27 protein-coding genes and 1 other RNA gene are annotated in these 23,860 nt (G+C 62.0%); 16 read left to right on the forward strand and 12 right to left on the reverse strand.

What is annotated here, in order from left to right:
* The first annotated feature begins 86 nt into the window (after positions 1-86).
* Positions 87-287, forward strand: coding sequence for a hypothetical protein (locus tag ACS4RR_RS01840; RefSeq protein WP_260109780.1), 201 nt, complete (start codon positions 87-89; stop codon positions 285-287).
* A gap of 156 nt (positions 288-443) precedes the next feature.
* On the opposite strand, the gene ACS4RR_RS01845 is transcribed toward ACS4RR_RS01840, so the two are convergent.
* Positions 444-809, reverse strand: coding sequence for a helix-turn-helix domain-containing protein (locus ACS4RR_RS01845; protein ID WP_456189632.1), 366 nt, complete (start codon positions 807-809; stop codon positions 444-446).
* Positions 810-1,276: 467 nt separating this feature from the next.
* Between ACS4RR_RS01845 and recF the strand changes: the two genes are divergently transcribed.
* From recF to ACS4RR_RS01860, 3 genes are read left to right on the forward strand one after another with little or no spacing between them, the layout of a single operon-like run.
* Entirely contained in the window at positions 1,277-2,401 is a 1,125-nt protein-coding gene (recF, locus tag ACS4RR_RS01850) for a DNA replication/repair protein RecF (protein WP_260109778.1), read from the forward strand.
* Positions 2,398-3,222: a molybdopterin-synthase adenylyltransferase MoeB gene (locus ACS4RR_RS01855; RefSeq protein ID WP_260109777.1), complete on the forward strand. Its 825-nt coding sequence runs from the start codon at positions 2,398-2,400 to the stop codon at positions 3,220-3,222. The genes recF and ACS4RR_RS01855 overlap by 4 nt, the downstream gene beginning before the upstream one ends.
* Positions 3,219-3,707 carry a GNAT family N-acetyltransferase gene (locus tag ACS4RR_RS01860; protein WP_017966477.1) on the forward strand — a complete coding sequence of 163 codons (489 nt, stop codon included), beginning with the start codon at positions 3,219-3,221 and terminating at the stop codon, positions 3,705-3,707. The genes ACS4RR_RS01855 and ACS4RR_RS01860 overlap by 4 nt, the downstream gene beginning before the upstream one ends.
* Before the next feature lie 13 nt (positions 3,708-3,720).
* Here the strand turns inward: ACS4RR_RS01860 and ACS4RR_RS01865 are convergent, their stop codons facing one another.
* Complete coding sequence (locus ACS4RR_RS01865; protein ID WP_017966476.1) at positions 3,721-4,722, reverse strand: 2-hydroxyacid dehydrogenase; 1,002 nt, start codon at positions 4,720-4,722, stop codon at positions 3,721-3,723.
* A 185-nt stretch (positions 4,723-4,907) separates the two neighbouring features.
* Between ACS4RR_RS01865 and ACS4RR_RS01870 the strand changes: the two genes are divergently transcribed.
* A complete protein-coding gene (locus ACS4RR_RS01870) occupies positions 4,908-5,447 on the forward strand; it encodes an SH3 domain-containing protein (protein WP_017966475.1) in 540 nt (179 codons plus the stop codon).
* On the opposite strand, the gene ACS4RR_RS01875 is transcribed toward ACS4RR_RS01870, so the two are convergent.
* Positions 5,440-6,432 carry an adenosine kinase gene (locus ACS4RR_RS01875; protein ID WP_456189633.1) on the reverse strand — a complete coding sequence of 331 codons (993 nt, stop codon included), beginning with the start codon at positions 6,430-6,432 and terminating at the stop codon, positions 5,440-5,442. The genes ACS4RR_RS01870 and ACS4RR_RS01875 overlap by 8 nt on opposite strands.
* 518 nt (positions 6,433-6,950) lie before the next feature.
* Here ACS4RR_RS01875 and ACS4RR_RS01880 point away from each other — a divergent pair.
* Positions 6,951-7,898, forward strand: coding sequence for an AEC family transporter (locus tag ACS4RR_RS01880; RefSeq protein ID WP_456189634.1), 948 nt, complete (start codon positions 6,951-6,953; stop codon positions 7,896-7,898).
* A 69-nt stretch (positions 7,899-7,967) separates the two neighbouring features.
* Here the strand turns inward: ACS4RR_RS01880 and ACS4RR_RS01885 are convergent, their stop codons facing one another.
* A complete protein-coding gene (locus tag ACS4RR_RS01885; protein WP_222280126.1) occupies positions 7,968-8,531 on the reverse strand; it encodes a c-type cytochrome in 564 nt (187 codons plus the stop codon).
* 154 nt (positions 8,532-8,685) lie between these two features.
* Here ACS4RR_RS01885 and ACS4RR_RS01890 point away from each other — a divergent pair, with 154 nt between their 5' ends.
* On the forward strand, positions 8,686-9,441 hold the full coding sequence (locus ACS4RR_RS01890) for a 3-deoxy-manno-octulosonate cytidylyltransferase (RefSeq protein WP_222280127.1): 756 nt from the start codon (positions 8,686-8,688) through the stop codon (positions 9,439-9,441).
* Positions 9,442-9,451: 10 nt separating this feature from the next.
* Positions 9,452-10,306 carry a prephenate dehydratase gene (locus tag ACS4RR_RS01895; protein WP_017966470.1) on the forward strand — a complete coding sequence of 285 codons (855 nt, stop codon included), beginning with the start codon at positions 9,452-9,454 and terminating at the stop codon, positions 10,304-10,306.
* 110 nt (positions 10,307-10,416) lie between these two features.
* Here the strand turns inward: ACS4RR_RS01895 and ACS4RR_RS01900 are convergent, their stop codons facing one another.
* From ACS4RR_RS01900 to ACS4RR_RS01920, 5 genes are all read right to left on the reverse strand, one after another.
* Positions 10,417-10,785 carry a VOC family protein gene (locus tag ACS4RR_RS01900; RefSeq protein ID WP_017966469.1) on the reverse strand — a complete coding sequence of 123 codons (369 nt, stop codon included), beginning with the start codon at positions 10,783-10,785 and terminating at the stop codon, positions 10,417-10,419.
* 136 nt (positions 10,786-10,921) lie between these two features.
* Complete coding sequence (locus ACS4RR_RS01905; protein ID WP_170277198.1) at positions 10,922-11,182, reverse strand: hypothetical protein; 261 nt, start codon at positions 11,180-11,182, stop codon at positions 10,922-10,924.
* A gap of 72 nt (positions 11,183-11,254) precedes the next feature.
* Positions 11,255-11,950, reverse strand: a complete 696-nt coding sequence (locus ACS4RR_RS01910) for a helix-turn-helix transcriptional regulator (protein ID WP_017966467.1) — start codon at positions 11,948-11,950, stop codon at positions 11,255-11,257.
* Positions 11,951-11,954: 4 nt separating this feature from the next.
* Positions 11,955-12,914 (reverse strand): NAD(+) diphosphatase, encoded by a 960-nt coding sequence (gene nudC / locus ACS4RR_RS01915; RefSeq protein WP_456189635.1) that lies wholly within the window; start codon positions 12,912-12,914, stop codon positions 11,955-11,957.
* Positions 12,911-13,321 carry an HIT domain-containing protein gene (locus ACS4RR_RS01920; protein ID WP_024323174.1) on the reverse strand — a complete coding sequence of 137 codons (411 nt, stop codon included), beginning with the start codon at positions 13,319-13,321 and terminating at the stop codon, positions 12,911-12,913. The genes nudC and ACS4RR_RS01920 overlap by 4 nt, the downstream gene beginning before the upstream one ends.
* 89 nt (positions 13,322-13,410) lie before the next feature.
* Here ACS4RR_RS01920 and ffs point away from each other — a divergent pair.
* The 3 genes from ffs (at position 13,411) to ACS4RR_RS01935 (ending at position 15,776) form a co-directional block, all read left to right on the forward strand.
* An RNA gene (gene ffs, locus ACS4RR_RS01925) (signal recognition particle sRNA small type) lies at positions 13,411-13,507 on the forward strand.
* A gap of 45 nt (positions 13,508-13,552) precedes the next feature.
* A complete protein-coding gene (locus ACS4RR_RS01930; RefSeq protein WP_456189636.1) occupies positions 13,553-15,430 on the forward strand; it encodes a DNA polymerase III subunit gamma/tau in 1,878 nt (625 codons plus the stop codon).
* A 22-nt stretch (positions 15,431-15,452) separates the two neighbouring features.
* Positions 15,453-15,776, forward strand: a complete 324-nt coding sequence (locus tag ACS4RR_RS01935) for a YbaB/EbfC family nucleoid-associated protein (RefSeq protein WP_003544342.1) — start codon at positions 15,453-15,455, stop codon at positions 15,774-15,776.
* Between the two features lie 26 nt (positions 15,777-15,802).
* Here ACS4RR_RS01935 and ACS4RR_RS01940 read toward each other — a convergent pair whose 3' ends face one another.
* Positions 15,803-16,420 (reverse strand): MOSC domain-containing protein, encoded by a 618-nt coding sequence (locus ACS4RR_RS01940; protein WP_222292010.1) that lies wholly within the window; start codon positions 16,418-16,420, stop codon positions 15,803-15,805.
* A 57-nt stretch (positions 16,421-16,477) separates the two neighbouring features.
* On the opposite strand from ACS4RR_RS01940, the gene recR reads away from it, so the two are divergent.
* Both recR and ACS4RR_RS01950 read left to right on the forward strand, forming a co-directional pair.
* Positions 16,478-17,083 (forward strand): recombination mediator RecR, encoded by a 606-nt coding sequence (gene recR, locus ACS4RR_RS01945; protein ID WP_003571213.1) that lies wholly within the window; start codon positions 16,478-16,480, stop codon positions 17,081-17,083.
* 183 nt (positions 17,084-17,266) lie between these two features.
* Positions 17,267-18,538, forward strand: a complete 1,272-nt coding sequence (locus tag ACS4RR_RS01950) for a lytic murein transglycosylase (RefSeq protein ID WP_260109774.1) — start codon at positions 17,267-17,269, stop codon at positions 18,536-18,538.
* A gap of 6 nt (positions 18,539-18,544) precedes the next feature.
* Here the strand turns inward: ACS4RR_RS01950 and ACS4RR_RS01955 are convergent, their stop codons facing one another.
* Both ACS4RR_RS01955 and ACS4RR_RS01960 read right to left on the reverse strand, forming a co-directional pair.
* On the reverse strand, positions 18,545-19,000 hold the full coding sequence (locus ACS4RR_RS01955; protein WP_260109773.1) for a GNAT family N-acetyltransferase: 456 nt from the start codon (positions 18,998-19,000) through the stop codon (positions 18,545-18,547).
* A gap of 23 nt (positions 19,001-19,023) precedes the next feature.
* The gene (locus tag ACS4RR_RS01960) at positions 19,024-20,703 is read right to left on the reverse strand and encodes an MFS transporter (RefSeq protein ID WP_456189637.1); all 1,680 of its coding nucleotides are present in this window, start codon (positions 20,701-20,703) and stop codon (positions 19,024-19,026) included.
* 198 nt (positions 20,704-20,901) lie between these two features.
* Between ACS4RR_RS01960 and rimP the strand changes: the two genes are divergently transcribed.
* From rimP to ACS4RR_RS01975, 3 genes are read left to right on the forward strand one after another with little or no spacing between them, the layout of a single operon-like run.
* Positions 20,902-21,504 (forward strand): ribosome maturation factor RimP, encoded by a 603-nt coding sequence (gene rimP, locus ACS4RR_RS01965; protein WP_170277193.1) that lies wholly within the window; start codon positions 20,902-20,904, stop codon positions 21,502-21,504.
* Positions 21,505-21,563: 59 nt separating this feature from the next.
* Positions 21,564-23,165, forward strand: coding sequence for a transcription termination factor NusA (gene nusA / locus ACS4RR_RS01970; protein WP_170262728.1), 1,602 nt, complete (start codon positions 21,564-21,566; stop codon positions 23,163-23,165).
* On the forward strand, positions 23,162-23,854 hold the full coding sequence (locus ACS4RR_RS01975) for an RNA-binding protein (RefSeq protein WP_170257477.1): 693 nt from the start codon (positions 23,162-23,164) through the stop codon (positions 23,852-23,854). The genes nusA and ACS4RR_RS01975 overlap by 4 nt, the downstream gene beginning before the upstream one ends.
* Positions 23,855-23,860: the final 6 nt, after the last annotated feature.

The raw sequence follows: 23,860 nt of genomic DNA on the forward strand, positions 1-23,860 counted from the left end.
TTTCGGGGGCATGCACCAAATCAAAGTTATAGAGCGTCCTTAACGCGGCGCTCTAGCGAGGGACAACCAAAGCAAGGGTATCGACCATGGCGCCAGCCTTTTCCTCTCAGACCGACGACGTCGACGTTCTCGCCGGCGCCATTTATACTTGGTGCGCCGAGCGCAACATCAAGCTTCGCAGCCAGCAGGGTCTTTCGATCGCCAGCATCGCGATCGACCTTTACCATGCCGGCCACCAGACGCAGGACGATCTGCTGATGGCGCTGCACGAACGCGAGATTCACTGAAGCGCGCGGCACCGAACCTCATTCAGGTGACCTGCCCCGGTCCTTGTGTTGATGCACGCCGTCCCCAAAACGCTGCACAGCTGTAGTCATCTGGACATTATCCAGACCCGAAACGGGTCGTGCTTTTTTCGTGGTAAACCTGATGGCTCAGTGAAATCAGGCGGCGGTTTCGGCCGCTTCGCCGGTCATGAGGTTGAGGATGGTCTTGACCGCTTCCTTGCCTGCCGGTGAGTTCAGCTTGTCGTAGCTCAGCGCAAGCGCATAGGCGTCGGGGCTGAGTTCGATACGGCTGCCGAATGGCGACATGCCGGCTCCCTCGAAAAGGGCAGAGATATCGACATCGAGAAACACCGCGATCTGATGCAACTTGCTGGCGGAAACGCGGTTCGTCCCCTTTTCGTATTTCTGGATCTGCTGGAAAGTCAGTCCGAGTGCTTCGCCAAGCTCAAGTTGGGAAACACGGCGAATGGCGCGAAACTGTCTGACGTTGCGACCGACGATAATATCAACCGGATCTGGCACTTCATCACTCTCTCATACGTAAACGGTTCGTTAACCATATCGCCTTCACGGAATAACTCAACCCAGCAGTTGCAAAATTCAACCGACTTTTTCTGGGCATCACGTTGCGTCAGTGGCCTCAAAGGATCGCGGCAAAGCCGGAATATCTGGATCTCGGAGGCACTGGCGGTTGACCGTCGACGATATCGGCCTGGCGATGTCAGAGCGTCTCGGCGGTTGTATTTTTGTAGAAAGCTAACGCCTGCCCCCTGCATCGGCAGAATGTCGGATACCAGCACCGCGGTCAGGTGTCTTGAAATATCTCCCGCGCGGTATGTCGCCGCTTCGAGCTTATCCCTTATCGCTCAACGCCGCGTCCCTGATTTGCGGCGGCATCGGAGGTTCGCGATCCGCGGCCAAGAAGCTGCCAGCCTTGCCATCAACGCCGCTAAGGCTTAGCTGTCACGCTTCACGATTCCGGACATTCGATGCCGCACAAGGTTTCTCTTTCTCGTCTGAAGCTGACAGACTTCCGCAACTATGCGGCAGCGGCCCTTACCCTTGACGGTCGGCACGTCGTGCTGACGGGAGACAACGGCGCCGGCAAGACCAATCTCATGGAAGCCGTCTCGCTGCTTTCGCCTGGCCGCGGTTTGCGTCGCGCGGCCTATAGCGACATTACCCGCGTCGGCGCGGCCGGCGGCTTTTCGATCTTCGCCGCGCTCGATGGCATGGAGGGCGAGGTCGAGATCGGCACCGGCATCGAAACGGGCGAGGAGACCACCGCCCGCAGGCTGCGCATCAATGGCACGACGGCAAAGACCGTCGACGAACTGACCGACCATCTGCGCCTTCTCTGGCTGACACCGGCGATGGACGGCCTGTTTACCGGCGCCTCCTCCGACCGGCGCCGCTTTCTCGACCGGCTGGTGCTGTCGCTCGATCCCGCCCATGGCCGCCGCGCCAGCGATTTCGAGCGCGCCATGCGCAGCCGCAACAAATTGCTAGACGAAGGCCGCTTCGATCCCTCCTGGCTTGCCGGTATCGAGGAGCAGATGGCAAGCCTCGGCATCGCCATGGCACTCGCCCGGCAGGAGATGCTTGGCTTGCTGACTCGGCTGATCGGGGAAACACGGGAGAACTCGCCCTTCCCTTCGGCATCGCTGCAGCTCTCGGGCTTCATGGACGGTCAGTTCTCGCGCCCCTCGGTCGACCTCGAGGACGATTATGCGGCGATGCTGGCAGAGAGCCGCTACCGCGATGCCGGCGCCGGGCGCACGCTTGAGGGGCCGCACCGGGCCGATCTCATCGTGCATCACCGCGAAAAGGTGATGGAGGCCGAGCGTTGCTCCACCGGCGAGCAGAAAGCGCTGCTTGTCGGCCTGGTGCTTGCGCATGCGCGGCTCGTCGGCAATCTCACCGGTCATGCGCCGATCCTGCTGCTCGACGAGATCGCAGCGCATCTCGACGAGGGCCGCCGCGCCGCGCTATTCGACCTTATCGACGGGCTCGGCGGCCAGGCCTTCATGACCGGAACGGATCGGGCGATGTTTTCAGCACTCGGCGACAGGGCGCAGTTCTTCACGGTTTCCGACGGAAGGGTGTTCGAATGACGGAAGCGGCTTTTCCCGGCGTCGGGCGTCATGATAACATCGGCGCCATGGAACCGCTCAGCCCGGACGAAATCGCGCGCTATCACCGCCACATCCTGCTTCCCGAGATCGGCGGCACCGGCCAGCAGAAACTGAAAGCCGCCCGTGTGCTGGTGATCGGTGCCGGCGGCCTCGGTGCACCGGTCCTGCAATATCTGGCCGCTGCCGGCGTCGGCACGCTCGGTATCGTTGACGACGACCGGGTTTCCCTCTCCAACCTGCAGCGCCAGGTGATCCATGATTCCGGCACGATCGGCGAATTGAAGACTGAGAGCGCCGCCTTCGCCATCGCCAGGCTCAATCCGCATGTCCGACTGATCCGCTTCGAGGAACGCTTTTCGCCGGAGGCCGCCCGCCGTCAGCTCTCCGGGTTCGATCTGCTGATCGACGGCTCCGACAATTTCGACACGCGTTATGCCGCCGCCGATGCAGCTGATGAAGCGCGCATTCCGCTCGTCAGCGGCGCCGTCGGGCGTTTCGATGGTTCGCTGACGGTTCTCAAGCCCTATGAGACAGCTGAGGACGGAACCGCCAACCCCAGATATCGCGACCTGTTTCCGGAACCGCCGCCGGCGGGGCTGATTCCCGCCTGCGCCGAAGCCGGCATCATCGGTGCACTCACAGGCGTCATCGGCACAATGATGGCGATGGAGGCGATCAAGCTCGTCACCGGCACCGGCGAACCGCTGGTCGGACGGTTGCTGCTTTACGACGCGCTCTCGGCCCGCTTCGACACCGTCCGCTACAAACGACGCCGTACCACACAGAGGCAGGCGGGATGAGGGTTGTTCCGCTTGATCAGACTTTCACGCGCTGGGATGAATTGCTGGCGCTCATCGTCGCCTCCTTCGCCTCGATGAACGGCAGGATCGATCCGCCATCTTCAGCGCTCAAGCTGACGGCGGAGTCGCTGGCCGAAAAGTCCAGGGCCGAGATCGGCCATGTCGCCATCGACGGCGAAAAGCTGGCCGGCTGCCTCTTCCTGCGGCCGGAGGCCGATTGCCTCTATGTCGGCAAGCTCGCCGTTCTGCCTGAGGCGCAGGGCAAGGGCCTCGGCAGGCGGCTGCTGGCGATTGCCGAGGAAACGGCCGCAGCGCTCGGTCTTCCTGCTTTGCGGCTGGAAACGCGCATCGAACTCACCGACAATCACGCCGTCTTTGCCGCCTGGGGATTTTCCAGAACCGCCGAAAAGGCGCATCCCGGCTTTGCCAGGACGACTTTCGTCGAGATGCGCAAGGTCCTTGCGCCTCCGATCTGCGTCGCCTGATTTACAGCGTTCTTCAACGCCCCGGCAGCACGCGATTCGGCGGCCTATGACCGTCGATGAAGGTGCGGATGTTGATGATGACCTTGTCGCCCATGTCGATGCGGCCTTCGATCGTCGCCGAACTCATATGCGGCAGCAGCACGACCTTGCCCTCATTGGCGAGCTTGATGAGCCTCGGGTTGACGGCAGGCTCGTTCTCGAAGACGTCGAGGCCGGCGCCGGCAATCCGGCCCTCCCTCAGGCACTTGATCAGCGCCGCTTCGTCGACCACGTCGCCGCGCGCTGTGTTGACGAGATAGGCTGTCGGCTGCAGCAGCGCCAGACGGCGGGCCGAGACCAGGTGGAAGGTCGCCGGCGTCGACGGGCAATTGATCGAAACGATATCGACGCGGGCGAGCATCTGGTCGAGGCTTTCCCAATAGGTCGCCTCCAGTTCGTCCTCGACGGCCGGATTGACGCGCTTGCGGTTGTGATAGTGGATCGATAGGCCGAAAGCCTTGGCGCGGCGGGCCACCGCCGTGCCGATGCGGCCCATGCCGACGATGCCGATGCGCTTGCCGTGAATGCGCCGGCCGAGCATCCAGGTGGGAGACCAGCCTGCCCATTCGCCCGGCTTGTCGGTCAGCACGCGCGCACCTTCGCCGAGCCTTCTCGGAACCGCGAGAATCAGCGCCATGGTCATATCGGCGGTGTCCTCGGTCAGGACGTTCGGCGTGTTGGTGACGGTGATGCCCTTGCGCGCCGCCGCCTCGACGTCGATGTGGTCGGTGCCGTTGGAGAAGCTCGCAATCAGCTTCATCTGCGGTCCGGCCTGTTCGATCAGCGCCGCGTCGATACGATCGGTGACGGTCGGCACCAGCACGTCGGCGGTCTTGACCGCGGCGATCAACTCGGGAACCGAACGCGGCGCGTCGTCGATGTTCAGCTCTGCGTCGAAGAGTTCGCGCATGCGGGTTTCGACGGCATCCGGCAGCTTGCGGGTGATGTAGACCTTCGGTTTTTTCTTCGCTGTCATGGCTGCCTGTGGTGCCTTGTTCAGAGGTCTTTAACCAAGAGGGGTGATAATTTTCCCATTCCGGGCATTTTCTACCAGACCCGCACGCGAAGACAAACAAAACTCGCGGTGCAGCCGGGGAATGTCAAAGCCCGGACCGCGAGCAGGCCTGCCCTGCCCGCGAATTCGAGCAACCGGAAACTTCCATGCGCAGCAAAGTCCTGAAGTCCTGCCTCGCCCTTGCCATCGCTCTGGCCGCATCCATGGGAAGCGTCGAATTCGCCCATGCGCAAGCGGCCAAGGGGCCAAGCGGACTGCCATTGCCGCGTTTCGTCACGCTGAAATCCAAGCGCGTCAACCTGCGCATCGGTCCGGGAACGGATTACGCCGTTTCTTGGATGTACTTGAAATCCGGCCTGCCGGTGGAGATCATCCAGGAATACGACAACTGGCGCCGCATCCGCGATGCCGACGGCACCGAAGGCTGGGTCAACCAGTCGCTGCTATCAGGCCAGCGCGCGGCGATTGCCGCCCCCTGGATGAAGACCAAGGGCAAAGGCGTCTATGTCAATCTGCGCCGTGAGGCGCTCCCCTCTGCATCGATCGTTGCCAAGCTGGAACCCGGCGTGATGGTGACGATCGGCGAATGCAACGGCGACTGGTGCCGCGCCGAAACCGACGGCGCCTCGGGCTGGGTGGCGCAGTCGGAGATCTGGGGCGCCTATCCCGGCGAAGCCTTCAAATAAGCCCTGCCCGTTTTGCAGCCTCGGAAAGCGAGGTCATCGGGCGGGGGCCGATCTGCTGGATGACGATGCCGGCGGCCAGGCAGCCGAGCTTGCCGCAATCCTCGAGAGACCGTCCCTGCGTGTAGCCGTAGAGGAAGCCGGAGGCGAAGAGATCGCCGGCACCCGTCGTATCCACAACTTCCTTGATCCGGATCGCGCCGACGTAAAAACGCTCACGGCCCTTCAGGATGACGGCACCATTCTCGCTCATCGTCACGGCAGCGATCTTGCAATCGGCGGCGATCCTGTTCAGCGCCTCCTCGAAATCGTCGGTCTCGTAGAGCGACAGCGCTTCCTGGCGATTGGCGAAGACGATATCGACCTTGCCGGAGCGCATCAGATCGAGGAATTCGCCGCGATAGCGGTCGACGCAGAAGCTGTCGGACAGCGTCATCGACACTTCGCGGCCGTTTTCATGGGCGATGCGGGCACAATCGAGGATGGCTTCCTTGGCGCGCGGCGGATCCCAGAGATAACCTTCGAAATAGGTGACCTTGGCGTCGGCCACGACGTCGACCTCGACGTCTTCCGGGCCGAGTTCGACGCAAGCGCCGAGATAGGTGTTCATCGAGCGCTCGCCATCCTCGGTGACGAAGATCATCGAACGTGCCGTCGGCGGGAAGGTGCCCTTGGGCCGGGTCTCGTAGTGAACGCCTTGGGCGCGGATGTCGTGCGCGAAGATATCACCGAGCTGATCTTGGGCAACATTGCCGAAATACGCAGCCTTGCCGCCGAGGTTAGCCACGCCTGCCGCCGTGTTGCCGGCGCTGCCGCCGGAGGCTTCGAGCGCCGGTCCCATGCGCGAATACAAGAGTTCGGCGCGTTCGGCATCGATGAGGTTCATCGCCGCCTTGGTGATCTGGTTGTCAATGAGGAACTGGTCGTCGCAACGGGCAATGATGTCCACGATTGCGTTGCCGACTGTCAGAACATCGGATCTTGTCATGAAATGGGGGGTCCCGGAGTTTGTGATAGCCGGGGTTTGGTCTTAGCGAAATTTCCGCGGTTTGGAAGGATAAATGGTGGATGGCGCATCTATTTCTTCGCAAAAGTGCCGCCTATTCGTCACGTCCCTGTCATTTTCCAAATCTAGAAATACTCGCAAGAAGACCGGCATGAGCAGCTTTCAGTTGCAGCCGGGCGCACGAGGGATGATCCCCTCGATCTTACCGGCGCGATGCTGACCACGGATGAACTGGCAGCTTCGTGATCCGGGTTTCCGGCAAGACCGGAGCGGAAAAGCGGGCTGTGCCCGCTTTTTTTGTTTTGCAGATGCGCCTGATTGGACGGCGACTGCCTTTTCAACCCAAGCGGTTTGCTGCTACTGCATAATTCCTTAAATCGGAATCGATTTAAGGATAAAATTATTCAGCAATTCAAAGTGCTACAGCGTCCTTTGTGCGTCTCAAAAGACACGCGGCGCTGTAGACGTCGAATACTCCCCCGCGCAGAGCAGCCTCCCCTATGTCAGCCATCATTCTCGACGTCCTTCCCATCTTCATCCTGATTCTCATCGGCTGGGTGATCGTCCGCAGCGGATTGATGGCCTCGAATGTTGGCGAAGCGCTCAGCGAATTCGTCTTCAAGATCGCCGTGCCGCTTCTGCTCTTTCGCACCATCGCCGAGGCGGATTTTCATGGCGCCTCGCCTTTTCGCCTATGGATCGTCTATTTTTCCGGCGTTGCCATCACCTGGACGGCCGGCCATATCGCCGCCACACGCCTCTTCGGCCGTGACGAACAGATCGGCGTGCTGGCCGGCGTTTCCTCGGCCTTCGCCAACAATATCTTCATCGGTCTGCCGCTCGTCGAGCGGACCGTCGGCGACGAAGGGCTGGTGGCGCTGTCGATCCTGCTTGCCGTGCATCTGCCCGTGATGATGGTCGCCGGCACGGTCCTGATGGAGCATGCCGAGCGCAAGATCGCCGGCAAAAGCGATCGCAGCATGGTACTCGTGCTTCGCCATATCGCGGTCAATCTCGTGCGCAACCCGCTGGTGATCGGGCTTGCGGCCGGCATGGCCATGCACCTTTCCGGCCTCACCATGCCGACGACGGTGGCAACGGTCGTCGGGCAGATCGCCGGCATTGCCGGTCCGGCGGCACTGATATCGCTCGGCGTGGCGCTGGAGAAATACGGCGTCTCCGGCAATCTCGGCATCGCCAGCGTCACCTCGACCCTGAAGCTGCTGATGCTGCCAGGCTGCGTCTGGGCGGCGAGCCACCTCCTCGGTCTCAGCCCCGAATGGAGGGCAGCGATCGTCCTGACCTCCTCCGTCCCGACAGGCGTCAATGCCTGGCTGATCGCAAATCGCTTCGGCGTCGGTCACAGCCTCGCCGCCTCGACGATCACGGTGACGACGGCGCTCGGCGCCATCACGGTCTCGCTCTGGGCCTATTTCCTCGGTGCCTGAACCGGTCCTTGCACCAAGAAAAAGCCCGGCTTGCGGCCGGGCTCGATTGTCATGAAAGATGTTGCCGCCCTATTGCGTCGCCGTCTTTGGGTCCGGCAGCGGCACCGGTGAATCGGCCAACGTGTGGAGGTAGAGGATGACGTTGGCGCGGTCCTGATCTTTCGGCAGACCGGCGAAGCCCATTGCGGTGCCGGGAACGTCCTTCTTCGGTGCCGTCAGGAACTTGTTAAGATTTTCGAAGGTCCACTTCTCGCTGCTGCCCTTGGAGAAATCCTTCATGGCAGCGGAATAGGCGAAGCCTTCATGCGAGGCGATCGGGCGATCTACGACACCAAAGAGGTTGGGACCGACCTTGTTCGGTCCCCCTTTGGTGCCGTCATGACAGGCCTGACACTTCTTGAAGACCGCTTCACCGGCCTTGGCATCTGCAGAAGCGAGCAATTGCGCGATCGGAACGGCAACGGCAGGCGCAGCCTCGCCACCAGCGGCGGGCGCCTCTTCGGCAACGATCGCGAAACCTTCCTTTTCCGGTGCTTCGGAATGGAAGATCCCTTCGGACGCGATGGAGACAGACATCAGAACGAATATCGTTCCGAGCAGCGCCCCCACGGCCGTATTGACGTATGAATTCATCTGCAATGCTCCCCTTGCAGCCGGCAGACCATAAACCGGACCATCTTGAAATCGCGCGGAACCTATGTCTTTTGGTTGTTCGTTGCAACTGTCTAAATGGTCTTGTGCGTGAGACTTTTTGACACTTTCCAGCCCGGAATAGAAGGCCCGAACAATGAGTGATTCAAATTTAGACGGCGTGCTCGTATTGATCCCGGCGCGCATGGCCTCCACACGGCTTCCGGGCAAGCCACTGGCCGATATTTGCGGCCTGCCGATGATCGTCCAGGTGGCGCTGCGCGCCAGGGAGGCAGCCATCGGCCGCGTCGTCGTCGCCGTCGACGACGCCCGAGTATTCGATGCGGTAGCCGCCGCCGGCTTCGAAGTCGTCATGACCCGCACGGATCACCAATCGGGTTCCGATCGGATCTTTGAGGCGCTGACGAAAGTCGATCCGGACGGAAAGGCGAAGTTCATCGTCAACGTCCAGGGCGATCTGCCGACGATCGATCCGGAAACGGTGCGCGCGGCGTTGCGCCCTCTCGAGAACGAGGCGGTCGATATCGGGACGCTGACGACCGAAATCGACAATGAGGAGGACAGGACGGCGCCGCATATCGTCAAGATCGTCGGTTCGCCGATTTCCGACACCCGACTGCATGCGCTCTACTTCACGCGCGCAACCGCCCCTTACGGCAAGGGACCGCTCTACCACCATATCGGCCTTTATGCCTATCGGCGGGCGGCCCTCGAACGGTTCGTCTCGCTCGGCCCCTCGACGCTCGAAAAGCGCGAATCGCTGGAGCAATTGCGGGCGCTGGAAGCCGGCATGCGCATCGACGCCGAGATCGTTGACACGGTTCCGCTCGGTGTCGATACTCCCGCCGACCTCGAAAAAGCGCGGCGCATCCTCTCCGCAAAGTCGAACTGACGGAACCATCATGAACATCAAGACCAACAGGATCGCCTTCCAGGGCGAATTCGGCGCCAATTCCGACATGGCGAGCCGCGACATGTTTCCGACCATGGAGCCGCTGCCCTGCCAGACCTTCGAGGATGCGTTCACGGCGGTCGACAACGGCGACGCCGATATCGCGATGATCCCGATCGAGAACACGATTGCCGGGCGCGTCGCCGATATCCACCATCTGCTGCCGGAGTCGCGGCTGCATATCATCGGCGAATATTTCATGCCGATCCGCTTCCAGCTGATGGTGCTGCCCGGTGTCACCAAGGACGAGATCCGTACGGTGCACAGCCATATCCACGCGCTCGGCCAATGCCGCAAGATCGTTCGCGCCAATGGCTGGAAGCCGGTGATCGCCGGCGATACGGCAGGGGCAGCAAAGCTGGTGAAGGAAACCGGCGACCGCTCGATGGCCGCCTTGGCGCCGCGCCTTGCCGCCGATCTCTACGGGCTCGAGATCATCGCCGAAAATGTCGAGGATTCGGAAAACAATGTGACCCGTTTCGTCGTCCTGTCCCGCGACGAGGAATGGGCGCAACGGAATTCGGCGGAAGAAAAGGTCGTCACCACCTTCGTCTTCAACGTCCGTAACATCCCGGCCGCGCTTTACAAGGCGCTCGGTGGCTTTGCCACCAACAACATCAACATGACGAAGCTGGAGAGCTACCAGCTCGGCGGAAAATTCGTGGCGACGCAGTTTTACGCCGATATCGAAGGCCATCCGAACGACCCGAACGTGCGCCGGGCGTTGGAGGAACTGCGGTTCTTCTCCGAGAAAGTCCGCATCCTCGGCGTCTACAAGGGACATGCGATGCGAGGCCTGCTTTAGAACAGGACGAAGTCATCCTGTTCTAAATTAAATAGTTAGAGCATGATGTTGTCCGAAAACCGCTGACACTTTTCGGCATCATGCTCCAAGGCAAGCCCCGCACGCCTGAATTATTTATCCGGCTCACAGACACGCAGCCGATGCCCGTCCGGGTCGAGCACGACGAAGGTCGGGCCAAAATCCAGGTCGGTCAGTTCCTGGGCGATTGGCAGACCACGCTGGCGCCAGTCTTCATAATGTTTGGCGACGGCATTTTCTCCTTCGACCATGAAGGCCATTTCGCCGCGATTGCCGATGGCGGAGGGCTGCGGCTCGACCTTGCTGCGCCGCCAGAGACCGAGGGTGAAGCCGCCTTCAAGCGGAAAAGCGACGAAATTCGGCGCCTCCACGGCCGGCTCGCGATTGAGCAGGTTCCGGTAGAAACTGGCGCTTTCACCCGGGTCCTTGACGTAAAGAATGATGAGATTGGGGCTGGTCATTTCGGTTCTCCCGTTGTTGTAAAATAGGTCCGGACGAGATCAGCTGCTGACAGTTAATGGCAGCAAGGTGCAAAGGGCGCAGCGATCGCAGCGCCCCGTTCTCGTCGGGCGGAATGTTGATAAGGATAGTGGCGGCCTAAAGCGGGAAACGGTCCTCGCAATGCGGGTCGCGTCCATCCATGAAGCCGAGATCGCGCTTCAGGTAGTCCGGGGTTGCTTCAAGGTCGAGGCTCGTGCGGTTTCCCCTGGGAAAGCGGAAAACACCCATGATCAGGAGCAGCAGGCCGGAGCGTGCCGACTGGCGGACATCGGCAAAAGTCTCGGCCGAAATGACATCGGCAAAGGACTCGCCCGTAAAACGGTCGTTCGCGAAATGAATGGCTGGAGGCGTTACCATGATCAGTACTCCTTTCCTGTTGGATTGGTACTGACAATAACACTTGCTGCTGACAGTTTATGGCAGCAGTGTTCAGCTCTCGATCGGCACGTCCTGCGTCTCGCGCCACTCCTTGAGGAGCACCGTGCGGCGGCGCGGATAACGCCCCTCATGCAACGCCATGTCGATGATGCGGTCGGTACGGAAATGGCGAAAATCCTGGCGCAGTTCGCACCAGGCCATGACGACCCGCACATGTTCGAAATAACCGAGCGCGAAAGGCCAGACGCGGCGGCGCGAGATACGACCCTGCTCGTCACCATAATGCAGCTCGAGGATACGCTCCAGGCGGATTGCCCTGCGGATGGCCGAGACATCTGCGCTGTCCTCGTCCCGGCGTTTGGGGCCGACGAATAGAGCGGCCGAATCGATCATCTCGCGCATATCGGCCGGCAGCACGGCGGCAATCTTGGCCAGTGCGTCGGCGCCGGCGCCGGCAAGGCGCGGCTCGGCGGCGCGGGCCACCCAACGCGAGCCAAGCACCAATGCCTCGAGCTCTTCTTCGGAAAACATCATCGGCGGCAGCATGAAGCCGGGCTTCAGCACGTAGCCGATGCCGGCTTCGCCTTCGATCATCGCGCCCTGGGCCTGCAGGCTGGCAATATCGCGATAGAGCGTACGCAGGCTGACGCCGGTCTCCTGGGCGAGTACGGTTCCAGTCACCGGCCGCCGGTAACGCCGGAGCGTCTGGAGCAGCGTCAGCAGCCGTTCGGAGCGGGCGACCGGCATGACGCTACCGCTTCCACTCCACCCAGTCGCGCATCAGGCGGTGGGCGATCGCCCCTTTCGGCGGCGAGGCCTTGCCTGTCGCGCTCGGGCGCTCCAGCATCTCGATCGTTTCCTCGCGGGTGAACCAGCGGCAATCCTCGAGCTCCGTCTCGTCGCGGCTGATCTCGGTCGATTTCGCCTCGGCGTAACAGCCGATCATCAAGGAATGCGGCATCGGCCAGGGCTGCGAGGCATGATAGCGGATGCGGCCGGTGCGGATGCCCGATTCCTCCAGCGTTTCGCGGCGCACGGCGTTCTCGATGGTCTCGCCGGGCTCGACGAAGCCGGCCAGACAGGAATACATGCCGGGCGCGAAATGCGGACTGCGGCCGAGCAGGCAGAGGTCGCGCTGCTCGTCAACCGTCAGCATGATGACGACGGGGTCGGTGCGGGGGAAGATCACATGTTCGCAGGCGGTGCAGACGCGCTTATAGCCGCCGATGTGGATCTCCATCGCCGAGCCGCAGCGGCCGCAGAAGCGGTTATCGCCGTTCCAGCGGATGAGGCTTGCGGCCTGGGCGAATTCACCGAGCAACACCTCGTCGATCAGCATTTCGCGAAACAGGGTGCGGCCGTCTTCAGGCTTGTAATGGCTGGTGAGATCGTCGGCGTCGATGCCGACGGGAACGGCAAGGCGCGGCTCGCCGGTCTTGCGGTAGCCAAGAAGTATGGTCTCGTCCCAATCCGGCTGCAATTCCTGCAGTTCATAGCGGGCAAAGAGCGGATCGAGCACTTGGCCGTCGTGCTTCAGCACCAGCTTATCCCCCGCGAAGGCGAAGATATGGGTACCTTCCTTGGCCAGCGCCTTTTCGACGGATCGTTCATCGCGATGCTCGGAATCGCGATTGAGGTCGTTGGCGGCAAAGGCCGTGAGATTGCTGGGTTCCGGATGCGGCACATCCGAATCGAAAAGCGAATGACTCATGATGAAAGGGCTTCCCGCAGCTTCGCTGTAAATTCGTCTCTCTTTCCGTCCTCGTAGGGCTCCGCGCGCCCGAAGCCCCAGACGGGACCCGGCCAATTCGCATCGCCTTCGAAGCGGGCAATGACATGAACATGAAGCTGGCGGACGATATTGCCAAGAGCCCCGACATTGATTTTTGTCGCGCCGGTGATCTCCTTCAGCGCCTTGGCGACCAGCTCCGTCTCAAAGGCCAGCAGCACCTGGTCGAGCGGCGTCAGCTCGAAGATTTCGGTGATATCGGCCCGGCGCGGCACGAGTATGAGCCACGGCCAGCGGGCATCCCTCGACAATCTCAGATCGCAGAGACCGGTGACCATGATGCTGACGCTGTCGTTTTCCAGCCGAGGGTCGAGCGCGAAACCTTTCAAAAGGCATTCTCCTCATGTTTTCCAACGACTAGCAGTTTTTTTGCATGTTGGCTTGCTTTTGATGACGATATTGCCGATATGTGCATCCGGGAGGTTGGTGGTGGACGAGCCACTCGCCAACCGGGTCAGGTCCGGAAGGAAGCAGCCCTAACGAGCCCGGCACGGGTCATCGTGCCAGCCTCCCACCTTCTCTCCACGAAGTGCCCGACGATCCGGGCGACAAGCAGGGCGATGAGCGACACCGAGCGACAATCAAAAGATGCCGCCTCGACAGGCACCGGATACCGAGTGCTGGCTCGCAAATACCGCCCCAAGGATTTCACGGACCTGATGGTCGGCCAGGAGCCGATGGTCCGCACCCTCACCAACGCCTTCGAGACCGGCCGCATCGCGCAAGCCTACATGCTGACCGGCGTGCGCGGCGTCGGCAAGACGACGACGGCGCGTATCCTGGCGCGGGCGTTGAACTACAAAACATCAGAAATCGACAAGCCGACGATCGACCTTCGCACGCCCGGCGAGCACTGCCAGGCGATCATGGAAGGCCGGCATGTCGACGTGATCGAGATGGATGCCGCCTCACATACCGGTATCGACGATATCCGCGAGATCATCGAGCAGGTGCGCTACCGGCCGGTTTCGGCGCGCTACAAAGTCTATATCATCGACGAAGTGCACATGCTGTCGACGCAGGCCTTCAACGGCCTGTTGAAGACGTTGGAAGAGCCGCCGGAGCATGTGAAATTCATCTTCGCCACGACCGAAATCCGCAAGGTGCCGATCACCGTGCTGTCGCGCTGCCAGCGCTTCGACCTGCGCCGCATCAGCGCCTCAGATCTGGTCGGGCTGTTCACGACGATCGCAGCCAAGGAAGGCATCGAAGCGGAGCCGGACGCGCTGGCGATGATTGCGCGCGCTGCCGAAGGCTCGGCGCGCGACGGCCTGTCGCTGCTCGACCAGGCGATCGCCCATGGCGCGGGCGCCGTGCAGGCGGAAGCCGTGCGCGGCATGCTCGGCCTTGCCGATCGCGCCCGGATCGTCGATCTCTTCCAGCATATCGTCAAGGGCGATGTGGCCTCAGCCCTCGGCGAGTTCCAGAACCAGTACGAAGCCGGCGCCAACCCGGTGGTGGTGCTGACCGATCTTGCCGATTTCACCCATCTGGTGACGCGGCTGAAATATGTGCCGGATGCGGCAAACGATCCTTCGCTGAGCGAGGTCGAGCGCACCAAGGCGGCGGAATTTGCCAAGGGCGTTGCAGTGACGACGCTGTCGCGCATCTGGCAGATGCTGCTTAAGGGCATTCCGGAAACGGAAGGCTCGTCGCGAACGGCAGGGGCGGCCGAAATGGTGCTGATCCGGCTTGCGCATGCTGCGCATCTGCCCGCGCCCGAAGATGCGGCACGGCGGCTTGCCGAATTTTCCGGCGACAATGCCGGCTCGCGGCCTTCCTCTCCGCCGTCCGGAAACGGCGGCGGCAACGGAACACGGGTTCCCTATCAGAGCAGTGTCGCAGCGCGCGCAGCCGAAACCGCGCCGAGCCAGCCACAGCCTTCCGCACCGGTGGCGATGCTGCGCGCCGTGCCGAGCAGCCAGCCCGAGACGATGCCTGTCGGCCGGATCGACCCGAAACCGGCGGTAACACCGAAGCCGCTCGTCCCGGTCAATTCGGTCAATGATATCGTCAACCTCGCCACCGAGAAACGCGATCCGAAGCTGAAGGCGATGGTGCGGGCCTTCGTGCGCCCTGTGCGGATCGAGCCCGGCCGGCTCGACGTCAGCCTGGCCCCCGGTGCGCCGACGACGCTGCTCAACGAGCTTGCCGTCAAATTGAAGGAATGGACGGGCATCCATTGGATCGTCAGTCTCAGCCGCGACGAGGGCCAGCCGACGCTTGTCGAAGCGGAGGCCAGGACCCGGGAACAGAATGTGATCGACGCGCGCCAGGACCCTGACGTGGCGGCAATCCTGGCACATTTTCCCGGTGCTAAGATCATCGACGTGCGTGTGCGGGCGCCCGAGCCGGAGGAGGAAGGCGAGGCGACGCCGCCGGCCGCCGCCGAATCCGAGGAAGGCGACATCCTGCCGGGCGACGACATAGAATTCTGAGGTTTCAACAAGGAGCGAGACGATGCGCGACATCATGGGCATGATGGGCAAAGTCAAGGAAATGCAGGCCAAGATGGAGCAGATGCAGGCGGAGATCGCCGAGCTCACGGCCGAAGGCAAGGCGGGCGGCGGCCTCGTCGCCGTCGTCATTACGGGCAAAGGCGAGTTGAAGAGCCTGAAGATCGATCCGTCGCTGTTCAAGGAAGACGATGTCGAGATCCTCGAGGACCTGATCGTCGCCGCCCACAAGGACGCCAAGGACAAAGCCGAGGCGCTGGCCGCCGAAAAGACCAAGGCCCTGACCGCAGGCCTGCCGATCCCACCGGGCTTCAAGCTGCCATTCTGAGCAATCGCCGCGTATACTCAGGGCAGTCAATGCCCGGCTTGCAGCAAAGCTCGCAGCTTGTAGTGGATCGGTGAGGCGAGATACCGCGATTGGTCCGCCTCCGACAGTCGCCGGCCGAACGTTTTTATCAGCTCCGGCATCGTGACTTTCTCTCCCGCAAAGGGTCGATGATCCACAGGCATTCCAGCCTCGGCCACGCCGCCTCGGATGACGCGGCAGTAGATGCCGGGACGAGCGGCGGCAGTATAGCGTTTGACGAATTTCGGATCGGCCATCCTGGCTGCGAAGGTGGCGCAGGGAATGCGGCATGACGTGACTTCGAGGATGAGATCGCCGGCGACGAAGCGGTCACCGACAGCGACGTCGCGATTGTCGAGATCCGATATCACCATGTTCTCGCCGAAAGTACCGGGTTCATAAGGCCTGCCAAACTCGCTGCTCCACCAGTCGAGCGTCAGCGATCCCTCGATATAGACAGCCTGGTCGACGCCGCCATGATGTTTGCGGTTGCAGATCGCATCGCCGACCAGACCTTCGGCGTCGATCATGACCGCGCCGTTGACGGCGTGTTTGAAGATGCCGGTCTTGTCGCTCTTGCCCGGCAGTCTTTCCGGATTGCCGGTGCACAGCGCCAGGATTTTCATCGGATGGGCGATCCTTCCGCGATTCCGTTTTCGGTCCATATCAGTTAAGAACGGCGCATGGCAAAACGAGTCACCGGCCCCGAAATCGAAAAACTCATCCAGCTTCTGGCAAAGGTGCCGGGCCTTGGGCCGCGCTCGGCGCGCCGGGCGGCACTGCATCTGATCAAGAAGAAGGATCAGCTGCTCGGCCCGCTGTCGAATGCAATGGGCGAGGCCTATGACAAGGTGAAGATCTGCTCGCGCTGCGGCAATGTCGACACCGTCGATCCCTGCACCGTCTGCACCGACACGCAGCGCGATCAATCGATCATCATCGTCGTCGAGGACGTATCGGACCTCTGGGCGCTGGAGCGGGCAGGCGCGATGAACGCCGCCTATCACGTGCTCGGCGGCACGCTGTCGCCGCTCGACGGCATCGGGCCCGACGATCTCAACATTCGCGGCCTGATCGACCGGATCGGCGAAGGCGGCATCCGGGAACTGATTATCGCGGTCAATGCCACCGTCGAGGGACAGACGACCGCGCATTACATCACCGACCAGCTGCAGGGGCTGGACGTAAAGATCACCCGGCTGGCGCATGGCGTACCGGTCGGCGGCGAGCTCGACTATCTCGACGAGGGCACGCTCGCAGCGGCACTTCGGGCGCGGACGGTGATATAGGGAGGCTTGCGTATGTTGCACCACACCCCCCTCTGCCCTGCCGGACATCTCCCCCACAAGGGGGGAGATCAGCAAGTTGGACCGGCTTCGCGAAATTTTGACCGCTTGCCAGGCGACGGCGATCTGCAGCGTTTCATTAGGACGAGAGGCTGCTTTCAGCCGATCTCCCCCCTTGTGGGGGAGATGTCCGGCAGGACAGAGGGGGGTGTTCCACGACGGCTGCGGATACTCGCACTCGTGATAGCGACCGCCCTCCTCCCCCTCTCCGCCCACGCAGCCCCTTCGAAAGCCGATGTCGAGGCGCAGTTCGGAAAATGGGTGCAGAGCGACCTCTGGCCAGAAGCGAAGGCGAACGGCATTTCGGAAAAGGTCTTTCAAGCCGCTTTCTCCGGCATCACGCTGAACTGGAACTTGCCCGATCTCGCTCCGCCGGGTTTCCCGCCGCCGAAGGAGCAGAAGCAGACGCAGGCCGAATTTTCCTCGCCCGCTCCCTATTTCAACGAGGACCATCTGAAGCGACTTGCCGCAACCGGGCGCGGCTTTGCCGCCCAATACGGCTCGACGCTGAAACGGATCGAGAAGACCTATGGCGTGCCGGGCTCAATCGTGCTGGCCATCTGGGGCCGGGAGACCGGATTCGGTGCGGCGAAGATCCCGAATTCGGCGATCGAGGTGCTGGCGACCAAGGCCTTCATGTCGACGCGTAAGGAGATGTTCCGCACTGAACTGGTGGCCGCACTCCATATTCTCGACGGCGGCGACGTGACACCGGCCGATTTCAAGGGGTCGTGGGCCGGCGCGCTGGGGCAACCGCAGTTCATGCCGACGAGTTATCTGAAATATGCCGTCGATTTCGACGGCGACGGCCACCGCAATATCTGGACGTCGGTGCCCGATACGCTCGCCTCGATCGCCAATTTTCTGGTCAAGAAAGGCTGGCAGCGCAACCGCGACTGGGGCTTCGAGGTGTCGATACCGGAGGCGGTTTCCTGCGCGCAGGAGGGACCCGATCTGGCAAAGCCGCTGTCGCACTGGGCCTCGCTCGGCATCGACCGCATCTCCGGCAAGGGCTTTCCCTCAGGCGAGATGAAGGCTGAGGGCATGATGCTGGTGCCCGCCGGCCGCGACGGGCCGGAATTCATCGTCACGCCGAATTTCTACATCATCAAGGAATACAATAATTCCGATCTCTACGCGCTCTATATCGGCAATCTCGCCGACCGGATCGCCTATAATGGCGGCGCCTTCCAGGGCAGATGGGGCGATGTCGGCAAGATGCTGCGCTCGGACGTCGCCGCCATGCAGAAGACGCTGGAACGGCAGGGCTATGATGTCGGCGGCTCCGACGGTCTGCCGGGCTACAAGACCCGGCGCTCGATCGGCCAGTGGCAGGCAAAGAACGGCATGAAGCCGACATGTTTTCCGGAGGCGACGATGAAGGGCAAGCTGAAGTAACTGGCTTCAGAGAGTGCGTTTCAAGCCTTCATGGCTGGCGACGAAACCGAGCCTCTCGTAAAAGCGGATCGCATCCCCCCGCGTCTTGTCCGATGTCAGCTGCACGAGGCCGCAGCCGCGCTCGGCGCATTGGGCGATCGCCCATTCGATGAATTGCGCGCCGAGGCCAGAGCCGCGAAGATCGCTTGCGACACGCACGCTTTCGCTCTGGCCGCGCCACATGCCCGTCCTCGAAAGGCCGGGAACAAAGCTCAGTTGCAAGCAGCCGACGACACGATCGGCCGCATCGCTTGCGACGGCCAGAAGCTGATTGGCATCAGCCTCGATCGCCGCAAAGGCCGAGAGATAACGCGCGTCGACAGGATCCGAAACGATCTCCCTGCTGCCGCCGAGATCGTCATCGGCCAGAAGCCGGACGATGGCGGCAAGATCGGATTGGCGGGCGAGCCTGAATCTGCACATGCTTGATCTCTGCATAGCTGGTCTCAATGATGCAGGTCGATCGGCGCCTTGTGGAAGACGTCGTCGCCCGGTGGAATGGCCTGGCGTTCGATCATGCGGTGGACATGCAGCGGACCCTCGCCGCGGTGAAGCGCACGCAGCCTGTCGGTGTTTTCGGCATCGGCCTGCGTGCGCCGCTGGTTGTGTCTGATATATTCGACCCAGGTCGGCGTGTGGTAGCTTTCGGTCCACAGGCTGGGATTTTCGAGATCACGCATCAGCGCCCAGTTGCGGGCGCCGTCGCGGATGCGGATACGGCGGCGTTCGCCCATCAGCTCCATGAACTCGGCCAGGTCGTCATCTCCGATCTCGTAATCGACCTGGATGACGATCGGCCCGCTGCGCGGTGTGATGTCGAGACTGAGGGCCGGTTCGGTGAAGCGGTTCAGCGGGTCGAGATTGAGCGAGGCGAAGGCCGGCATCGAAAAACGCAGGCCGATGGCGATGCCGAGCAGCATGACGACGGATGACATCAGCAGCGCATCGGCGACGCCGTAGCGATCGGCGGCGACGCCCCACAGCCAGCTGCCGCCGGCAATGCCGCCGAAGGTGACGGTCTGGTAAAGAGACAGTGCCCGGCCGACCACCCAGCGCGGCGTCGAAAGCTGGACGATGGTGTTGAACAGCGAAAGTGCGGAGACCCAGCAGGCGCCGGAGACGAGCAGCCCGGCGGAGGTCAGGACGGCACTCGGGCTGAAGGCTGCGATGACCGCGCTCAGCGCGAAGCCGGCAAAGGACAGGCGGACGATCATCTCGCTGGAAAGCACCTGGCGGAGCCTGGCATTCAGCACCGCACCGCCGATCGCGCCGATGCCGAAGGCGCCGAGCATGAAACCATAGGTCAGCGGGCCGCCGGCAACCAGATCGAGGGCGACGACCGGCAGCAGCGCCAGGATCGAGCTGGCGCCGATGCCGAAGAGCAGCCCCCTGACGAGGACCTTTTCGAGATTGGGCGACATCGAGACGTAACGCAGGCCGGCGAAGATGGCGCTGCCGAGCGCCTCCCGCGGCAGGGTCGAGACGGGCGCGGCTGGCCGCCAGCGCAACAGGGCATAGATCAAGGCGAGGTAACTCAGCGTGTTAACCGCGAAAGCCGCGGCCGCGCCGGCAGCGGCGACGATGACGCCGCCGATTGCCGGGCCGACGCTGCGGGTGATGTTGAAACCCATGCTGTTCAACGTGACCGCACCCGGCAGGTCGGCACGCGGCACCATGTCGCCGACCGAGGCCTGCCAGGAGGGATTGTTGAGCGCGGTGCCGCAGCCGATCAGGAAGGTGAAGAAGAGCAGCAGCCAGGGCGTGATCCAGCCGAGCAGGGCAGAGGCCGTCAGCAGCGCCGAGACGGTGAGCATCATGCACTGCGCCGTCAGCATGACCCGGCGGCGGTCATAATTGTCGGCCAGCGCACCCGATATCAGCGAAAACAACATGATCGGCAGCGCCGTCGAGGTCTGTACCAGCGCAACCATGTCCTCCGACGCGGTGATCGTCGTCATCATCCAGGCGGCGCCGACCGCCTGGATCAGGCCGCCGAAATTGGAGGAAAGGCTCGCGAACCAGATGGTGCGGTAGGTATCGTGCCGCAAAGGCGCCAATGTCGACGAAGTGTAGGCCACGATTTCTCCCGCTTTTGTTATTGCGCGCCAACGGCAATATATGCGCAAGACCGGCGCTGGCCATAGGCCTGGTCACGTCACCGGAAGCGAATCGGCCGAATCTGTCGCAGACCTTGCAATTTCGGAAAAACCCGACTATATGCCTCTCAAATTCTTGATCGCTTGATGAAGAGTGGGCCGCAAGGACCCGCTCTTTTTTATTACCGCGATCGCTTAAACAGCATGAAATTGCGAGGAGCGCACCGCTTGTCGGACATGACAAACGCAGACAACGAACTTGAGCCGCGGCTGATTACTGAAACCGGGCTCGACCAGCGTCTTGCCGATATCATCGAACCCGTTCTCGTCGGCATTGGCTTTAGGCTTATCCGCGTCCGGATGCTGAACCAGAACGGCGCGACGATGCAGGTTATGGCCGAACGCAACGACGGCACGATGTCGGTTCAGGATTGCGAAGAAGTCTCGATGGCGATTTCTCCCGTTCTCGATGTGGAAGATCCGATCGATAAAGAGTATCATCTGGAGGTGTCTTCGCCCGGCATCGACCGTCCGATGGTGCGGAAATCCGATTTCGTCCGCTGGCAGGGCCACCTTGTGAAATGCGAGACGTCGATCTTGATCGACAATCGCAAGCGCTTCCGCGGCAAGATCGTCGAAGCAGGCGCAGATGGTTTCACGCTCGAGCGTGACCAGGTTGCCTATGGGGAAGAGCAGAAGGTCACCATTCCCTTCACGGCGCTTAGCGATGCGAAGCTCATTCTGACCGACGACCTGATCCGCGATGCGTTGCGGGCCGACAAGCTGGCGAAAGCCCAGGCCGCCAACCAGAACGAAGCGGACGAAGAATAACCGATCAACAGACCGCTCCAGGGACGGGAACCCTGGAGTAAAGACGGAGAAACAAGACAATGGCAGTCAGTGCGAACCGGCTCGAACTTCTGCAGATCGCAGATGCAGTGGCGCGCGAAAAAGTCATCGACCGCGAGATCGTGCTGGCCGCAATGGCCGATGCCATCCAGAAGGCGGCACGCTCCCGTTACGGCACCGAGTCGAACATCCGGGCCGACATCAACCCGAAGACCGGCGAAATCCGCCTGCAGCGCCTGCTCGAAGTCGTCGACAAGGCCGAGGATTATTCGACGCAGATCCCGCTGGAGCTGGCCCGCGACCGCAACCCGGACGCCGCACTCGGCGATTTCATCGCCGACCCGCTGCCGCCGATGGATTTCGGCCGCATCGCCGCACAGTCGGCCAAGCAGGTGATCGTCCAGAAGGTCCGCGAAGCCGAGCGTGACCGCCAGTTCGACGAATTCAAGGATCGCGTCGGCGAAATCGTCAACGGTACCGTCAAGCGCGTCGAATACGGCAACGTCATCGTCGATCTCGGCCGTGGCGAAGGCATCATCCGCCGCGACGAAATGATCCCGCGCGAAAACGTCCGCTATGGCGATCGCGTCCGTGCATACGTCTATGATGTCCGTCGCGAGCAACGCGGCCCGCAGATCTTCCTGTCGCGCACGCATCCGCAATTCATGGTGAAGCTGTTCACCATGGAAGTGCCGGAGATCTACGACGGCATCATCCAGGTTAAGTCGGTCGCCCGCGACCCGGGTTCGCGCGCCAAGATCGCGGTGATCTCGAACGACAGCTCGATCGATCCGGTCGGCGCCTGCGTCGGTATGCGCGGCTCGCGCGTTCAGGCCGTGGTCGGCGAGCTCCAGGGCGAGAAGATCGACATCATCCCGTGGAGCCAAGATCCGGCGACCTTCGTCGTCAACGCCCTGCAGCCGGCCGAAGTCGCCAAGGTCGTTCTCGACGAGGATGCCGAGCGTATCGAAGTCGTCGTTCCCGACGAGCAGCTGTCGCTTGCGATCGGCCGCCGCGGCCAGAACGTCCGCCTCGCCTCGCAGCTGACCGGCTGGGATATCGATATCATGACGGAGGCCGAGGAATCGGAGCGCCGCCAGAAGGAATTCAACGAGCGCACCAACCTGTTCATGGATTCGCTCGATGTCGACGAGATGGTCGGCCAGGTTTTGGCTTCGGAAGGTTTTGCCGCGGTTGAAGAGCTGGCTTATGTCGATCTCGACGAAATCTCTTCGATCGACGGTTTCGACGAGGAGACGGCGCAGGAAATCCAGCAGCGTGCCCGCGAATTCCTCGAGCGTCTCGAAGCCGAGATGGACGAGAAGCGCAAGGCGCTCGGTGTTCAGGACGAACTGCGTGAGATCAACGGCATGACCGCCCAGATGATGGTGGCGCTCGGCGAAGATGGCATCAAGACGATCGAGGACTTTGCCGGCTGCGCTGCCGACGATCTCGTCGGCTGGTCGGAACGCAAGAACGGTGAAACGAAGAAGTTCGAAGGGCTGTTCTCGAAGTTTGACGTCTCGCGCGTCGAAGCAGAACAGATGATCGTCCAGGCCCGCCTTTCGGCCGGCTGGATCACGCAAGAGGACCTGGCGAAGGGGACCGAAGAAGAGGTCACCGAAGCCGAACAAGAAGCATGATGACCGCGCATGAACCGGACGCTCCTCTCGAGGACGACGATCTTGCAGGTTATGACGTGAACGGACGCATGTGCATCGTGACGCGCGAAAGCGGATCGCCGGAAGAGCTGATCCGCTTCGTCGCCGCTCCCGATGGAACAGTTGTCGCCGATCTGAAGCGCGAGCTTCCGGGACGCGGATGCTGGGTGAAGATCGACCGGTCGCTGGTCGACAGGGCGGTGGCAAAGAAGCTCTTTGCCCGCGCGCTGAAGACGGATGTAAAGGCGGCGGACGATCTCGGCGCGAATGTCGACCGGCTGCTGGCGGCGCAATTGATGCAGATGATGAACATGGCGCGGAAAGCCGGCCAGTTCGTCAGCGGGTCCTCGAAAGTGGATGCCGCGGTCAGAAGTGGAGCAGCCCTTGCGGTGTTCCACGCGACTGGTGCAGCGGACGACGGCGTCCGGAAAATCGACCAGGCCCGCAAGGCCTGGCACCTCGGAATGGAGACCGAGGAGGAGATACCTTCCTTCCGTCTCTTCTCGGAGAGCGAAATGGAAGGCCTGATGGGCCAGAATGCTTTTATCCATGCCGCAGTGCTTGCAGGGCAGGCGGGTGAAGGTGTAGTGAAGCGCGCAAAGATGCTCGAACAGTACCGTAATGGCGGTCAGTCCCGGGCAGCGGGCGGCGCTGGCCGGCAAAAACAATGAGACGGT

This window comes from Rhizobium zaerense (genome assembly GCF_051810725.1).
Lineage (GTDB): Bacteria > Pseudomonadota > Alphaproteobacteria > Rhizobiales > Rhizobiaceae > Rhizobium > Rhizobium leguminosarum_I.